Source organism: Pseudomonas sp. PICF141 (genome assembly GCF_002286815.1).
Lineage (GTDB): Bacteria > Pseudomonadota > Gammaproteobacteria > Pseudomonadales > Pseudomonadaceae > Aquipseudomonas.
This window is the reverse complement of record NZ_MUNM01000050.1, coordinates 1-14753: the sequence shown is the minus strand read 5'-3', so window position 1 is coordinate 14753 and position 14753 is coordinate 1. Positions and strand designations below refer to the sequence as shown.

General features: G+C 57.7%; 14 protein-coding genes. 4 read left to right on the top strand and 10 right to left on the bottom strand.

Going from position 1 to position 14753, the window contains the following annotated elements; translation table 11 throughout:
* The first annotated feature begins 29 nt into the window (after positions 1 to 29).
* Both trpB and trpA read left to right on the top strand, forming a co-directional pair.
* Entirely contained in the window at positions 30 to 1265 is a 1236-nt protein-coding gene (trpB, locus tag BZL43_RS12985; protein WP_095632677.1) for a tryptophan synthase subunit beta, read from the top strand.
* Positions 1265 to 2077, top strand: coding sequence for a tryptophan synthase subunit alpha (gene trpA, locus BZL43_RS12980; protein WP_095632676.1), 813 nt, complete (start codon positions 1265 to 1267; stop codon positions 2075 to 2077). Before trpB ends, trpA begins: the two co-directional genes overlap by 1 nt.
* Before the next feature lie 87 nt (positions 2078 to 2164).
* On the opposite strand, the gene BZL43_RS12975 is transcribed toward trpA, so the two are convergent.
* The 10 genes from BZL43_RS12975 to BZL43_RS12930 all read right to left on the bottom strand — a co-directional run bounded on the left by BZL43_RS12975 (position 2165) and on the right by BZL43_RS12930 (position 11984).
* The gene (locus BZL43_RS12975) at positions 2165 to 4126 is read right to left on the bottom strand and encodes a DUF4105 domain-containing protein (RefSeq protein WP_095632675.1); all 1962 of its coding nucleotides are present in this window, start codon (positions 4124 to 4126) and stop codon (positions 2165 to 2167) included.
* Positions 4123 to 4443 (bottom strand): DUF2388 domain-containing protein, encoded by a 321-nt coding sequence (locus tag BZL43_RS12970; protein WP_095632674.1) that lies wholly within the window; start codon positions 4441 to 4443, stop codon positions 4123 to 4125. Before BZL43_RS12970 ends, BZL43_RS12975 begins: the two co-directional genes overlap by 4 nt.
* A gap of 28 nt (positions 4444 to 4471) precedes the next feature.
* Positions 4472 to 4789, bottom strand: coding sequence for a DUF2388 domain-containing protein (locus tag BZL43_RS12965; protein ID WP_095632673.1), 318 nt, complete (start codon positions 4787 to 4789; stop codon positions 4472 to 4474).
* 107 nt (positions 4790 to 4896) lie between these two features.
* Positions 4897 to 5214: a DUF2388 domain-containing protein gene (locus BZL43_RS12960; protein ID WP_008067730.1), complete on the bottom strand. Its 318-nt coding sequence runs from the start codon at positions 5212 to 5214 to the stop codon at positions 4897 to 4899.
* Between the two features lie 325 nt (positions 5215 to 5539).
* Positions 5540 to 5755: a DUF1127 domain-containing protein gene (locus tag BZL43_RS12955; protein WP_018927231.1), complete on the bottom strand. Its 216-nt coding sequence runs from the start codon at positions 5753 to 5755 to the stop codon at positions 5540 to 5542.
* A gap of 319 nt (positions 5756 to 6074) precedes the next feature.
* On the bottom strand, positions 6075 to 7568 hold the full coding sequence (locus BZL43_RS12950) for an acetyl-CoA hydrolase/transferase family protein (RefSeq protein ID WP_095632672.1): 1494 nt from the start codon (positions 7566 to 7568) through the stop codon (positions 6075 to 6077).
* 186 nt (positions 7569 to 7754) lie between these two features.
* Positions 7755 to 9188 (bottom strand): NAD(P)(+) transhydrogenase (Re/Si-specific) subunit beta, encoded by a 1434-nt coding sequence (locus BZL43_RS12945; protein WP_095632671.1) that lies wholly within the window; start codon positions 9186 to 9188, stop codon positions 7755 to 7757.
* Positions 9188 to 9511 carry an NAD(P) transhydrogenase subunit alpha gene (locus tag BZL43_RS12940; protein ID WP_007902743.1) on the bottom strand — a complete coding sequence of 108 codons (324 nt, stop codon included), beginning with the start codon at positions 9509 to 9511 and terminating at the stop codon, positions 9188 to 9190. Before BZL43_RS12940 ends, BZL43_RS12945 begins: the two co-directional genes overlap by 1 nt.
* A gap of 15 nt (positions 9512 to 9526) precedes the next feature.
* Positions 9527 to 10648 (bottom strand): Re/Si-specific NAD(P)(+) transhydrogenase subunit alpha, encoded by a 1122-nt coding sequence (locus BZL43_RS12935; protein ID WP_095632670.1) that lies wholly within the window; start codon positions 10646 to 10648, stop codon positions 9527 to 9529.
* Between the two features lie 436 nt (positions 10649 to 11084).
* Positions 11085 to 11984 carry a LysR family transcriptional regulator gene (locus tag BZL43_RS12930; protein ID WP_095632669.1) on the bottom strand — a complete coding sequence of 300 codons (900 nt, stop codon included), beginning with the start codon at positions 11982 to 11984 and terminating at the stop codon, positions 11085 to 11087.
* A 157-nt stretch (positions 11985 to 12141) separates the two neighbouring features.
* Here BZL43_RS12930 and BZL43_RS12925 point away from each other — a divergent pair, with 157 nt between their 5' ends.
* Complete coding sequence (locus tag BZL43_RS12925) at positions 12142 to 13323, top strand: acyl-CoA dehydrogenase (RefSeq protein ID WP_095632668.1); 1182 nt, start codon at positions 12142 to 12144, stop codon at positions 13321 to 13323.
* A 13-nt stretch (positions 13324 to 13336) separates the two neighbouring features.
* A complete protein-coding gene (locus BZL43_RS12920) occupies positions 13337 to 14557 on the top strand; it encodes a CaiB/BaiF CoA-transferase family protein (RefSeq protein WP_095632667.1) in 1221 nt (406 codons plus the stop codon).
* Positions 14558 to 14753: the final 196 nt, after the last annotated feature.

The following is a 14753-nucleotide window of genomic DNA, read 5'->3' as shown; positions in this document are numbered from 1 at the left end:
TCACCTCTCAAATACCACTGGAGCGACCCATGACCCAGACTAATCTGCGCAATGGCCCCGACGCCAACGGCCTGTTCGGCGCGTTCGGTGGCCGTTACGTTGCCGAAACCCTGATGCCGTTGATCCTCGATCTGGCCCGCGAATACGAAGCGGCCAAGGAAGATCCGGCGTTCAAAGAAGAATTGGCTTACTTTCAGCGTGATTACGTCGGACGTCCAAGCCCACTGTATTTCGCCGAGCGTCTGACAGAGTTCTGCGGCGGTGCGAAGATTTACCTCAAGCGCGAAGAGCTGAACCACACCGGCGCGCACAAGATCAACAACTGCATCGGCCAGATCCTGCTGGCGCGGCGCATGGGCAAGAAGCGCATCATCGCCGAGACCGGCGCTGGCATGCACGGCGTGGCGACCGCCACCGTGGCTGCGCGTTTCGGCCTCGATTGTGTGATCTACATGGGCACCACCGACATCGAGCGTCAGCAAGCCAACGTGTTTCGCATGAAGCTGCTGGGCGCTGAAGTGATCCCGGTGGTCGCCGGCACCGGCACCCTTAAAGATGCGATGAACGAAGCCCTGCGTGACTGGGTGACCAACGTCGACAGCACCTTCTACCTGATCGGCACCGTCGCGGGCCCGCATCCATATCCCGCCATGGTTCGTGATTTCCAGGCTGTGATCGGCAAGGAAACCCGTGAGCAGTTGCAAGCCCAGGAAGGTCGTCTGCCCGACAGCCTGGTGGCGTGCATCGGTGGAGGTTCCAATGCCATGGGCCTGTTCCACCCGTTCCTCGATGACAAGAGCGTCGAGATCATCGGCGTTGAAGCCGCCGGTTATGGCATCGAAACCGGCAAGCATGCGGCCAGCCTGAACGGCGGCGTACCGGGCGTGCTACACGGCAATCGTACTTTCCTGTTGCAGGACGATGACGGCCAAATCATCGACGCTCATTCGATCTCCGCTGGCCTCGATTATCCGGGCATCGGCCCGGAACACGCCTGGTTGCATGACATCGGCCGCGTCCAGTACACCTCGGTGACCGACGACGAAGCCCTCGATGCGTTCCACAAATGCTGCCGCCTGGAAGGGATTATTCCTGCACTGGAAAGCGCCCATGCCCTGGCCGAAGTGTTCAAACGCGCACCGACCCTGCCGAAAGATCACCTGATGGTGGTCAACCTGTCCGGTCGTGGCGACAAAGACATGCAGACCGTGATGCATCACATGGAACAGTCTCAACAAGAGCAATCCAAGCAGGAGAAACACTGATGAGCCGCCTGCAAACGCGTTTTGCCGAACTCAAGGAACAGAACCGCGCCGCCCTGGTGACCTTCGTGACCGCCGGCGATCCGGGCTACGACACGTCTCTGGCGATCCTCAAAGGCTTGCCGGGAGCGGGTGCCGACGTGATCGAGTTGGGCATGCCTTTCACCGATCCGATGGCCGATGGCCCGGCGATTCAACTGGCCAACATTCGTGCCTTGGGCGCCAAACAGAACCTGGCCAAAACCCTGCAAATGGTGCGCGAGTTCCGCGAAGGCAATAGCGACACGCCGCTGGTGCTGATGGGTTACTTCAACCCGATTCACATGTACGGCGTGCCACGTTTCATCGCTGAAGCCAAAGAGGCGGGTGTCGATGGCCTGATCGTGGTCGACTTGCCGCCCGAGCATAACGCCGAGCTGTGCGAGCCGGCACAGGCAGCGGGCCTGGACTTCATTCGCCTGACCACGCCGACGACGGATGACGTGCGCTTGCCGACTGTATTGAACGGCAGCTCCGGCTTTGTTTATTACGTGTCAGTAGCAGGTGTGACCGGTGCGGGCGCAGCGACTCTGGAACATGTCGAAGAAGCCGTCACCCGTCTGCGTCGGCATACCGATCTGCCGATCAGCATCGGTTTTGGTATCCGCACACCGGAGCAAGCGGCGTCCATCGCGCGTCTGGCCGACGGTGTGGTGGTGGGCTCGGCGCTGATCGATCACATCGCCAATGCCTCGACACCGGATCAGGCTGTGGAGGGCGTACTCAGCTTGTGCGCAGCCTTGTCCGACGGCGTGCGTAAAGCGCGGGTCAGCTGAAAGCAAAGTTCTGATACAGAGCCTCGCGGCACAGACTGACAGCAAGACCGAGGGCTTCAGGACTACGTTCTGAAGCCCTTTTTGTTTTCAGGGCAACTCCAACCCACCTGCAGCCTTGTGCAGCTTGCGCAAATGCTCGCCAACCTGCTTCAGATTGGCTTCGTTGGCGGCCATTTCGGCGGCGCGACCTGGATCGAGCAGTGCTCTGACTTCTTTGTCCAGATCCCCGGTCAGCGCTTGTAGCTGCTTCTGGCGCAGACTGCTTTGCGACTCAAGGCGCGTCCACTCATTCGGTTGCGGCAAACCATAGCCACCGCTGCCGAGCAGTTCGGCCGGACGGCTAAGGAAACCGCTGCTGGCGAGAATCTGCTGCAAGGTCGCATTGGCCTTGTCCATGCTGCCATTCTTCAATTCTCGAGCACCCAGATAACGTTGCTTCACTTCGTCCTGGGCCAGCACCATCTGCTGACGGAAACTGGCCTGCTCCAGCAGCAGCAATGCCGCGCTGGTGCGTAAGTCAGCCTGATCAATCCATTTGCGGCGTTCCTCAGCTTTCAAGGACAGCCAGTCCTCGACCTTGTCCTGCTTGATCGGCAAATGCTTTTTCAGCACTTCGAACATCGCTTGATAACGATCGCGGAAGGAGTCGAAACGATAGCCCAGACGCAACGCTTCGCGGGGATCATCCAATACGCTGGTATCTGCCAGCCCGCGGCCCTTGAGCACTTCCAGCAAACCGTTGGGCATGATGCTGTCGAGGCCGACCAATTGCGCATTGTTGGTGCTGCTGCGCAGCAATTTCAGGCCCTCTACCGCGCAGTTGTTGGACAGGAAAAAATAGTTGCCGTCGTAACTCCAGTGCATTTCCGCAGCGTGTTCCACCACGTCTTCGACCTCACTGGGCGACAGGTTCAGCGGCACGGAAGCCAGGCTGCGCAGTTCGGTCTTGGTGTATTCGTCGATCACCTGGGCCAGCGGCAAGACAAACAGGCGCGAGGGGTATTTACCCACCAGCCCGTCCCAGCTCGACAGCTGTACGTCCCCGACGAAGGCGCGGTAGGACAACACCAGATGTTGATCCAGATCCAGTCGACAATCCGGCCCACGAGGCCGACCCGGCGCACAGATCACCAGTCGCAACATGCTGTGGCCCCAGCGGCTGACCCAGTTCTGGTTGGCTTCGGCCAAAAGATAGTCAACGGCATAAACCCGTTTCGGATCGACCTGGCCCAAGGGCAGCTTGGCAAAGTCGTTACCCGCATTAAGGAAGGCGAATGATTGGGCGCATGTGTCTTTGGCGGCTGGCGCCCAGCCGAAATGTTCCTTGTAGTAGCGATACAGCGCAGGACGACGGCAGGCATAGCTTGGGTCGAGAAGGAAATACTCCATGTTGACCGCGACGAACTCTTTGGGGCTGCTCGTCTCGTAGATGTCCGGGCTGCGCGCAATCTGCCGGTTGTGCTGTTCACGCTCGCCGCGCCGACCGACGTATTGCGGCCAGCCGGCCAAATCCAGCAGGCGAGGGTCATCGCTGAGGGTCCAGCGTCGCTCTGTCTGCCCACGGCATTGGTCGGGGATGCCGATCAGCCCGGAGCTGTTGTTACGTTGTTTGCAGCGCTGGATCAGCGTGCGCTCGGCGTCTGGCCACAGACGCGCACGGTCATAAATATGGGTGAGTTCGTGTAGCACCGTGGCGAGCATTTCCCGGCGGACGGTGCCGTGGGGGCGATACGTCTTTTGGGTTGCGGCGCTGCCGTTGGTGAGGCTGGCGAGCAGATTGCGATTCAGGTCGAGCTCAGACACCAGTGACGCCTGGCCGTAAGCATCACTTGGCATGTTGTCGGTCCAGCCAACGTCAATGCGCCGGTCCAGTTGCTCGATGAAACGCGGTGGTAACGCCTGCATGGCTTCATCAATCAGCGCCTGAGTGGCCTGCTGTTGCGCTGGGCTCAGACCGTCGGTCTTGAGTCGTAGTTGCAGGCCGGCCTGAGCTGTGTTGCCAAGCAGCAACACAACCCCGGCCAGCAGCCAGGCGCCTAGGGACTTCACAGTGCGAGGATGGCTTCGGCGAGAACCTGATCACTGGCGTCGCGGGCTTGCGGTACGCGAGTGCGCAAGGTGTCGAAGGCCGCTTCCAGGTGCGCACCACGTATTTCACCGTCGCTGGCGACGAAACTGGCCGCATCGTCGTGGGCTTCACGAACGATCTTCGAATCGCGAATGGAAGTGGTGGTGTCGGAAGTGAAATCAAGCGTGCGTTCGGAAGCACGAATGATGATGTTACTGGTGGCTACCAGGGTTTGCGCCTGGGCCACATTGGCCAACAACAGCAGGCCAAGGGTGGCAGCAATCAGCGGGCTACGCATGGAACGACTCCGGAGGAACAATGGATAACTATTGGACGAGAATTGCTTGCGCCAGTTCAAGGTCGCTGGCATGAAGTTTTGGCTGGGTCCGGCGCAGGTAAATCAACGCGGCCTCCAGGTGTGATCCTCGCAGCTGACCGTCACTGGCAATGAACGCGGCAGCGTCATCCCGGGCGGCGATCAGCAGTTTATGGTCGAAGGGCGCGGAGGTCACCATGCTGGAGGCGTAACCACTGGCCACAGTGCCTTGTGTAGACAGATTGAAAGCATCGAAGGCGTGGGCCGAACCCGACCAGCAAGCCGCAAGAAAAACCGCAGTGATCGAAAGGCTTGGAAGAAAACGCATGAGACTCGATGGCTGAAAGCGAGTCCCAAGGCTAGCGCAATGCCCGGGCTAGAGCCAGCGCCGAAACATGGGGACACGACGGGCGTGCCCCGCTTCTGAGCTGTCGCTTAGATCGTCAGGATGGCCTGGGCCAGCTGTGCGTCAGTTGCATTCAGTTGTGGAGCTTGTTGGCGGATATGGTCGAGAGCGCTTTCCAGTTTCACGCCACGAATGGCGCCTTCACTGGCGACGAAGCTAGCGGCATCGTCACGGGCTGCACGGACGATTTTGTCGTCGCGAAAAGAAGACGATACATCCGACGTTGCGTCAGAGGACGCCTTCAGTCCACCAACAATGGAATCGGTGGTCACGATAAAGCTTGTGGCGTGGGAATTGGCAGCAACGGCAAGCAGAGCGGCAGCACTGAGCAGGCGAAGACGGGACATGGGGTAGCTCCTTTGGATAGACCGATTTAGAAGTGGCTCGGGATCAGATGCCTGTTTTAAAGCGATCGCCACGTTCTATCTGGATATTAGGCCTGTGCCTATCGGTTAGAACAGCCCCTGTCTGCCAAGAGAGGATGTTAATGCCGAAACTGTACTGGTTTAACTCATCTGAACTATAAACTGTACCTGTTGGTGGCTTTTGTTCTGTCGGTCAAATATAAGCTCCAAAACGACAAAACCCGTCGTGGTTTCCCACGACGGGTTTTGTTTGTTCGATTCGGGTTGCTGGCGGTGGATCCGGAGGATCAGAGCCAGCGACGCTAACTTAGCGCCAGAACGGCTTGCTCAGCTCTTCGTAGCGTTGTGCTTCGCTAATCCCTGCGTCAGCCAGCAGACGCGAATCCAGGCGAGCCAGTTGATGGCGGCTGGAGATGCGGCGCTGCCACAGCATCAGGTTGGCGATAACGCGCAGAGGCAGGGAAGCCTGGGTTTTTGCAGCAGTATCTTCGAAAAACAGCTCGGAACTGAGTGTACGTTCCATGGTTGACATCCTTCCGCTTATGGCGGGATTAGGTAGTGGTTTAACTGATGCCAATGATCCTCTCGTTTGGCCAGTCTCTGTAGATACAGTTCACCTGTATTGTGAGAGACCAGTTAACTGTTAAAGGGTGGTGTACTGGTCAAAATTGAGGCAACTGTACCTATCTGCACCGTTGTGGTGCATTTTTGATCGTTTGGTTTGAAAAGGTAGGCAATTACGGTAGGAAAAGACCCATACAGCAGTACAGTTTTTGACGGTATCGAGGGTTTTCACAGGGAGCTGACGAAACTGTGTTTGCGCCAGCTCCAATCTGTATCAATTACATCGCCAGCATACGCCCGGTTTCCTCCAGGTTTATGTGCCAACTCAGGGCGTCGCGAAGAATGTGGGGGGTATGCCCGCCGACTGCGCAGGCGGCAGTGAAGTAGTCATTCAAGGCTTGGCGATAATCCGGATGAACGCAGTTGTCGATGATGACCCGGGCGCGTTCACGCGGTGCCAGGCCACGGAGGTCGGCCAGGCCCATCTCGGTCACGAGAATGTCGACATCATGTTCTGTGTGGTCGACGTGGCTGACCATGGGGACCACGCTGGAAATCGCGCCGCCCTTGGCAATCGACTTGGTGACAAAGATCGCCAGGTGCGCATTGCGCGCAAAATCGCCGGAGCCGCCGATCCCATTCATCATCCGGGTGCCGCAGACGTGGGTGGAATTGACGTTGCCGTACAAGTCGAACTCCAGCGCCGTGTTGATACCAATGATGCCCAGGCGCCGTACCACTTCGGGATGGTTCGAGATTTCCTGGGGGCGCAGCACCAGCTTGTCCTTATAGTGCTCCAGATTCCCGAATACATCGGCATTGCGCCGGCTCGACAAGGTGATCGAACTGCCCGAAGCAAAGCTCAGCTTGCCAGCGTCGATCAGATCGAAAGTCGAGTCCTGCAGCACTTCGGAGTACATGGTCAAGCCTTCGAACGGCGAGTCGATCAAGCCGCACATCACCGAGTTGGCGATTGTGCCGATACCGGCTTGCAGCGGGCCGAGCTGGTTGGTCATGCGCCCGGCAGCCACTTCTTGTTTGAAGAAATCGATCAGATGGTCAGCGATGGCCTGGGTGTCGCTGTCTGGCGGAAGGACAGTGGATGGCGAGTCGGACTGGTTAGTGATCACGATCGCGACAATTTTCTCTGGCGGTATCGGGATGGCGGTGCTGCCGATGCGGTCGTCGACTTTCACCAATGGAATCGGGGTGCGGGTCGGCCGGTAGGTCGGGATATAAATGTCGTGCAGACCTTCCAGATTCGGGTTGTGAGCCAGGTTGATCTCAACGATCACGTGTTTGGCGAAAATCGCGAAGCTGGCCGAATTGCCTACCGAGGTGGTTGGCACGATATGACCCTGCTCGGTGATTGCCACGGCTTCGATCACCGCGATGTCCGGTAGCTTGAGTTGTTGGTTACGCAGTTGCTCTACGGTTTCCGATAGATGCTGGTCAATAAACATGACTTCGCCGGCATTGATCGCTTTACGCAAAGTGCTGTCCACCTGGAACGGCATGCGTCGCGACAGTACGCCGGCTTCAGTCAGTTGTTTGTCGAGGTCGTTGCCCAGGCTGGCACCGGTCATCAGGGTGATTTTCAGCGGCGCTACCTTGGCGCGCTCGGCCAGGGCATGAGGCACGGCCTTGGCTTCGCCGGCTCGGGTAAAGCCGCTCATGCCGACGGTCATGCCATCCTGAATCAGAGCGGCAGCGTCGGCGGCGCTCATCACCTTGTCCAACAATGAAGGCAAGCGAATACGGTTACGGTACATAATTGTTTTCTCGGGGCAACGGAAGCAGGTGCGCAGTCTAGTGAATTTGATCAGCGTCCGTCCCGCTACCAAGGTCGCATTCGAGGCTTCTATTCTGGGCCTTTCAGACAAAACACCGTTACAGGATCGGTAACAGCCACAAACAAAAACGCCCCGACGAGTCGGGGCGTTCAGGTTATCGAAGGGTTACTCGACGGCTTTGACCATGTCTTCGATGACTTTCTTGGCGTCGCCGAAAACCATCATGGTCTTGTCCAGGTAGAACAGTTCGTTGTCCAGACCGGCGTAGCCGCTGGCCATCGAGCGCTTGTTGACGATGATGGTCTTGGCTTTGAACGCTTCGAGAATCGGCATGCCGGCAATTGGCGATTTCGGATCGTTCTTGGCCGCCGGGTTAACCACGTCGTTGGCGCCGAGCACCAGCACCACGTCAGCCTGACCGAACTCGGAGTTGATGTCTTCCATCTCGAACACCTGGTCGTAAGGCACTTCGGCCTCGGCCAGCAATACGTTCATGTGGCCAGGCATCCGACCCGCCACCGGGTGAATTGCATACTTCACGGTCACGCCGCGGTGGGTCAGCTTCTCGGTCAGCTCTTTCAAGGCATGCTGCGCCCGAGCCACTGCCAGGCCGTAACCTGGAACGATGATAATGGTGTCGGCGTTAGTCAGCAGGAAGGTGGCATCGTCAGCCGAACCGGATTTCACCGGGCGGGCTTCCTGGGCGCCTGCCGGACCTGCGTCAGCGGTATTGCCGAAACCGCCGAGCAGCACGTTGAAAAACGAACGGTTCATCGCCTTGCACATGATGTACGAGAGGATCGCACCGCTTGAGCCCACCAGCGAGCCGGCAATGATCAGCATCGAGTTGTTCAGCGAGAAGCCGATACCCGCTGCTGCCCAGCCGGAGTAGCTGTTGAGCATCGACACCACGACGGGCATGTCTGCGCCACCGATCGGGATGATGATCAACACACCCATCACGAAGGCCAGGGCCAGCATCAGTGCGAAAGCGCTTAGACTGCCGGTCAGCATGAAGGTGATGCCCAGTGCCAGTGTCGCCAGGCCCAGCAGCAGGTTCAACTTGTGCTGACCGCTGAACTGTACGGGTGCGCCCTGGAACAGGCGGAACTTGTACTTGCCCGACAACTTGCCAAACGCGATTACCGAACCAGAGAAGGTGATTGCACCGATGGCGGCACCGAGGAACAGTTCCAGGCGGTTACCGGCAGGAATCGAATCCCCCAGTTCCTTGACGATGCCCAGTGATTGCGGCTCAACAACAGCAGCGATGGCGATGAATACTGCAGCCATACCGATCATGCTGTGCATGAAGGCGACCAGTTCCGGCATTTTGGTCATTTCAACGCGCTTGGCCATGATCGAGCCAGCGGTGCCGCCGACCAGCAGGCCGACGATGACGTAACCGATGCCGGCAGTAGCAAGTTCAGCGCCCAGCTTATAAATAAGGCCGACCGTGGTGACGATTGCCAACGCCATGCCAAGCATGCCGTAGACATTGCCGCGCCGCGATGTGGTTGGGTGCGACAGGCCTTTGAGGGCCTGGATGAAGCAGATCGACGCGATCAGGTAGAGCGTCGTTACCAGATTCATGCTCATTACTGGGGCGCCTCTTCTTTTACGGCTTTCGGGGCTTTTTTCTTGAACATCTCAAGCATTCTGCGCGTTACGAGGAAGCCGCCGAACACGTTCACTGCCGCCAAAGCCACCGCCAGGGTGCCCATGGTCTTGCCCAGTGGGGTTACGGTCAAAGCGGCGGCCAACATGGCGCCGACGATCACAATCGCGGAAATGGCATTGGTCACCGCCATTAACGGCGTGTGCAATGCAGGTGTAACGTTCCAGACCACGTGATAACCGACATAAATCGCCAACACGAAGATGATCAGGTTGTAGATACCGGGGGAGATAAGCTCTTCCATCGTCTGAATCCCTGCTTAGGCGTTTTTGCGGATGACTTGGCCATCGCGGCACATCAGGCACGCGGCGACGATGTCGTCTTCGAGGTTCACTTCAAACTGGCCTTCTTTGTTGAAGACCAGCTTCAGGAAGTCCAGCAGGTTGCGCGCGTACAGGGCCGAAGCATCGGCCGCGACGGCACCGGCCAGGTTGGTCGGGCCGCAAATGGTCACGCCATTCTCGACGACCACCTGATCGGCCACGGTCAGCGGGCAGTTGCCGCCCTGGGCTGCCGCGAGGTCGATGACCACGGAGCCTGGCTTCATCTGCGCCACGGTTTCCGCGCTCAATAGCGTCGGTGCCTTGCGGCCCGGGATCAGCGCCGTAGTAATGACAATGTCAGCCTGCTTGGCGCGTTCATGCACGGCCAAGGCCTGGCGCTGCATCCAGCTGGCAGGCATGGGGCGCGCGTAACCACCGACACCGACGGCGCATTCGCGCTCTTCATCGGTTTCGTAAGGCACGTCGACGAACTTGGCGCCGAGGGATTCGATCTGCTCTTTTACCGCAGGACGTACGTCAGACGCTTCGATCACGGCACCCAGACGTTTTGCTGTAGCAATCGCCTGTAAACCGGCCACGCCAGCACCGAGAATCAGCACGCGTGCCGCTTTCACGGTACCCGCAGCAGTCATCAGCATCGGCATGAAGCGAGGATAGTAGTGAGCGGCCAACAACACGGCTTTATAGCCGGCAATGTTCGCCTGAGAAGACAGCACATCCAGGCTCTGAGCGCGTGAGGTACGCGGCGCAGCCTCTAGCGCAAATGCGGTAATACCGCATTCAGCCAGCTTGGCAATGGTTTCATTGCTGAACGGGTTGAGCATGCCCACCACAACGGTGCCGCTCTTTATCAGCGTCAGCTCGCTGTCGCTGGGGGCGACCACCTTGAGAATCAGCTCGGCACCAAACGCATCGTTGGCGCTGCCAATGGTTGCGCCTGCCGCTGCATAAGCACTGTCGACAACGCTGGCATTAATGCCGGCGCCGCTTTGCACAGTGACCTTATGACCTTGGCCGATCAGCTTTTTGATGGTTTCCGGGGTTGCAGCAACCCGTGTTTCACCCGTCTGGGTTTCGAGAGGAACACCAATGTGCACGTCAAATCTCCTGCGTGATCTTATTGAGTAAACCCAGGCACTTCGGGTGGTGCGGCTGGGGCGGCCGATCAGCACGATCCCGCCAAATCAGGGCGGGGCGCGGCATTTTGCAGGCGAACTTTGTGCCCTTCAAGGGATTATGACGGGTGACGGAAAATTAACTACAAGTCACCCTGTGACCGAATGTCGCAACCTACCGGTTCAGTCCCTTGCAGGCCGTGCCTTGTAAGGGTTTCGTTAAAATTTTAATAATTTGTTATATCTGCATGATGAATGAGGAGTCATCGCTGGCCGATAGAGGCTCAAAGCCACGTATTCAGGCCTTTGTGGGACGTTTGTACTGCTCCTCAGTACAGTCTGCAGAAATGCGACAAATACTTATATCTGTAGTGCTTCCGTATTTCTGACTACGTAATCAACTAACAGGTGTAAGCCTTTATCCTTCTAGGTTGTAGCTTTGTGCCTGATTCACCAGCCAATCGCGAAAGGCCCTTAAAGATGCTGATTCGACCTTTCGCTCCGGAATCATCAGGTAGTAAGCCTTGATGCTCGAAAGTGCCTGAGCGTTGGCAATCACTAAACGTTTCTCAGCCAATTCGCGTTGAATCAGAAACGGTGGAATCAGCGCGATCCCCATATCGTGCATCGCGGCTTGAGCAAGCATGGAGAATAGCTCGTAACGCGGTCCTGTCATGTCACGCGGGATATTCAGGTTTTGAGAGTTGAACCATTGGCGCCAGGCATACGGGCGAGTGGTCTGCTGAAGCAAGGGCAATTCGGCTATTTCACCGGCGCTCAGATTGTTTTTTTTGCCCAGTAACGTGGGGCTGCACACCGGCATCGGATTTTCGCCCATCAGCCTGTGGGATTCGGTACCCGACCAGTCGGCATCGCCGAAATAGATCGCGGCATCGAAATCGGTATCGGCGAACAGGAAGGGGCGGGTGCGGTTGGTGAGGTTGACCGTCACTTCGGGGTGTTTGTGCTGAAAGTCCTTGAGTCGCGGCAACAGCCATTGAGTGCCGAAAGTAGGGACCACCGCCAGCTCGATCACGTTGGTGCCCTGCTGGCCCATCACTGACAAGGTGTCTCGTTCAACTGCATCGAGTTGGGTCGCCACTCGGCGACTGTAGGAAAGCCCGGCCTCCGTCAGCTTCACTCCGCGCCGCGAGCGGCGGAACAGTTCGACGCTGAGGAACTCCTCAAGGCTGGCGATCTGTCGGCAAATCGCTCCCTGCGTGAGGGAAAGTTCCTGGGCGGCCTTGGTAAAGCTCTCGTGGCGCGCTGCAGCTTCAAAGCTGATCAGGGCGGTTGTGCTGGGGATCTTCCTGCGCATGTACGTCAACCTCACTAATACATCGCCAATAAGCTATTTTGCGATGTTTCGAAGTGAGAAATTAGCACAACAGTATGCAAAATCCTCGTTTGTCGTGAAGCCGAACCGGGCCTAGGATCACTCCACGTTATTTGACCCGATTCGAGAGGACTCACTCATGGGCGGTAAAGCTAGCTTCAACTGGATCGATCCCCTGCTGCTGGATCAACAGCTCACTGAAGAAGAGCGCATGATTCGCGACACGGCTCAGCAATTCGCTCAGCAGAAGCTCGCGCCCCGCGTTCTCGAGGCTTTCCGTCATGAGAAGACCGACCCGGCGATTTTCCGCGAGATGGGTGAAGTGGGTCTGTTGGGTGCGACCATTCCTGAGCAATACGGTGGCAGCGGCCTTAACTACGTCAGCTACGGTCTGATTGCCCGTGAGGTCGAACGTGTCGACTCCGGCTATCGCTCGATGATGAGCGTGCAATCCTCGCTGGTCATGGTGCCAATCAACGAATTCGGTACCGAAGCACAGAAGCAGAAATACCTGCCGAAACTGGCTTCGGGTGAATGGATCGGTTGCTTCGGTCTGACCGAGCCTGACCATGGTTCCGACCCGGGCGCGATGATTACTCGTGCACGTAAAGTGGAAGGCGGCTACAGCCTCACCGGCAGCAAAATGTGGATCACCAACAGCCCGATCGCCGATGTGTTCGTGGTTTGGGGTAAGGATGACGCGGGCGACATTCGTGGGTTCGTTCTGGAGAAGGGCTGGAAAGGCCTTAGCGCTCCGGCGATTCACGGCAAGGTTGGCCTGCGCGCATCCATCACCGGTGAGATCGTCATGGACAACGTATTTGTCCCTGAAGAGAACATCTTCCCGGATGTCCGTGGTTTGAAAGGTCCGTTCACCTGCCTCAACTCCGCACGCTATGGCATCTCCTGGGGAGCATTGGGTGCGGCTGAGTTCTGCTGGCATACCGCGCGCCAGTACACCCTGGATCGCAAGCAGTTTGGTCGTCCATTGGCAGCTACACAGTTGATCCAGAAAAAACTGGCCGACATGCAGACCGAAATCACCATGGCGCTGCAAGGCTGCCTGCGACTGGGGCGTATGAAGGATGAAGGTATTGCTGCGGTCGAAATTACTTCGATGATGAAGCGCAACTCCTGCGGCAAGTCCCTGGACATCGCTCGCATGGCGCGCGACATGCTCGGCGGCAACGGTATCTCCGATGAGTTCGGTGTCGCTCGGCACCTGGTCAATCTGGAGGTGGTGAATACCTATGAAGGTACGCATGACGTCCACGCGCTGATCCTGGGTCGCGCGCAGACCGGCATTCAGGCGTTCTATTAATAGGAGAACGGTCATGGGCGCGCTTTCGCATCTACGGGTACTGGATTTATCGCGGGTGCTTGCCGGGCCTTGGGCCGGGCAGATCCTGGCGGACCTTGGCGCCGAAGTCATCAAGGTCGAGCGCCCGGGCAATGGCGATGACACGCGCGCCTGGGGCCCTCCGTTCCTTAAAGACGCCTATGGCGAGAACACCAGCGAGGCGGCCTATTACTTGTCCGCCAACCGCAACAAGCAATCAGTGACCATCGACTTCACGCGGCCAGAGGGTCAACAGTTGGTGCGTGAGCTGGCGGCGAAGTCAGACATTCTCATTGAAAACTTCAAGGTCGGTGGTCTGGCGGCTTATGGGCTGGACTATGAGTCGCTCAAGGCGATTAATCCGAAGCTGATCTATTGCTCGATCACTGGATTCGGGCAGACAGGTCCGTATGCCAAGCGTGCGGGTTACGATTTCATGATCCAGGGCTTGGGCGGTCTGATGAGTTTGACCGGTCGTCCCGAAGGAGATGAAGGCGCGGGTCCGGTGAAAGTCGGTGTAGCGCTGACAGATATCTTGACCGGTCTCTATTCCACGGTAGCGATCCTGGCGGCCTTGGCTCATCGGGATCAAGGCGGTGGCGGTCAGCATGTAGACATGGCGTTGCTGGATGTTCAGGTGGCTTGTCTGGCCAATCAGGCGATGAATTACCTGACTACCGGCGTTGCGCCTAAACGCCTGGGCAATGCTCATCCGAATATCGTGCCTTATCAGGACTTTCCTACGGCCGATGGCGATTTCATCCTCACCGTGGGTAACGATGGGCAGTTCCGCAAGTTTGCGCAGGTGGCTGGTCAGCCACAGTGGGCAGATGACCCGCGTTTTGCGACTAACAAATTGCGGGTAGCTAACCGAGCAGTGTTAATTCCGCTGATACGCCAGGCGACCGTGTTCAAGACTACTGCCGAATGGGTGGCGCAGCTGGAGCAGGCTGGCGTGCCATGCGGGCCGATCAATGATCTGGCGCAGATGTTTGCCGATCCTCAGGTTAAAGCGCGGGGCCTGGCCATTGAGCTGCCTCATGCTTTGGCTGGGAAGGTCCCGCAGGTTGCAAGCCCGATTCGTCTGTCCGAGACTCCGGTGGAGTATCGTCATGCGCCTCCCTTGTTGGGGGAGCACACGCTGGAAATTCTGCAGCGGGTATTGGGTCTGGATGCTGATGTCGTTGCAGGGTTAAAAGCGTCTGGGGTGCTATGAGCATTCCTTCTATATATAGCGGGGCTAATGTGATCTCTCTATATAGAGGGGAATGTATGGTTTTCAGGCTTTCTGCAAGTTATTGATAGAAAAGCGCAATCAGGGGTTGACGGCAGATTTTGAAGGCCTATAATTCGCCCCACTTCCGGCGCAGTCGAAACGGAAAACTCCTTGGTAAACAATGAGTTACGCGGTT

Excerpts from the sequence above, each read along its gene's own strand:
- trpB (WP_095632677.1), top strand. The coding sequence starts at position 30 with ATGACCCAGACTAATCTGCGCAATGGCCCCGACGCCAACGGCCTGTTC.
- trpA (WP_095632676.1), top strand. The coding sequence starts at position 1,265 with ATGAGCCGCCTGCAAACGCGTTTTGCCGAACTCAAGGAACAGAACCGC.
- BZL43_RS12970 (WP_095632674.1), bottom strand. The coding sequence starts at position 4,443 with ATGCGTAGCCCGCTGATTGCTGCCACCCTTGGCCTGCTGTTGTTGGCC.
- BZL43_RS12965 (WP_095632673.1), bottom strand. The coding sequence starts at position 4,789 with ATGCGTTTTCTTCCAAGCCTTTCGATCACTGCGGTTTTTCTTGCGGCT.
- BZL43_RS12960 (WP_008067730.1), bottom strand. The coding sequence starts at position 5,214 with ATGTCCCGTCTTCGCCTGCTCAGTGCTGCCGCTCTGCTTGCCGTTGCT.
- BZL43_RS12955 (WP_018927231.1), bottom strand. The coding sequence starts at position 5,755 with ATGGAACGTACACTCAGTTCCGAGCTGTTTTTCGAAGATACTGCTGCA.
- BZL43_RS12950 (WP_095632672.1), bottom strand. The coding sequence starts at position 7,568 with ATGTACCGTAACCGTATTCGCTTGCCTTCATTGTTGGACAAGGTGATG.
- BZL43_RS12945 (WP_095632671.1), bottom strand. The coding sequence starts at position 9,188 with ATGAGCATGAATCTGGTAACGACGCTCTACCTGATCGCGTCGATCTGC.
- BZL43_RS12940 (WP_007902743.1), bottom strand. The coding sequence starts at position 9,511 with ATGGAAGAGCTTATCTCCCCCGGTATCTACAACCTGATCATCTTCGTG.
- BZL43_RS12930 (WP_095632669.1), bottom strand. The coding sequence starts at position 11,984 with ATGCGCAGGAAGATCCCCAGCACAACCGCCCTGATCAGCTTTGAAGCT.
- BZL43_RS12925 (WP_095632668.1), top strand. The coding sequence starts at position 12,142 with ATGGGCGGTAAAGCTAGCTTCAACTGGATCGATCCCCTGCTGCTGGAT.
- BZL43_RS12920 (WP_095632667.1), top strand. The coding sequence starts at position 13,337 with ATGGGCGCGCTTTCGCATCTACGGGTACTGGATTTATCGCGGGTGCTT.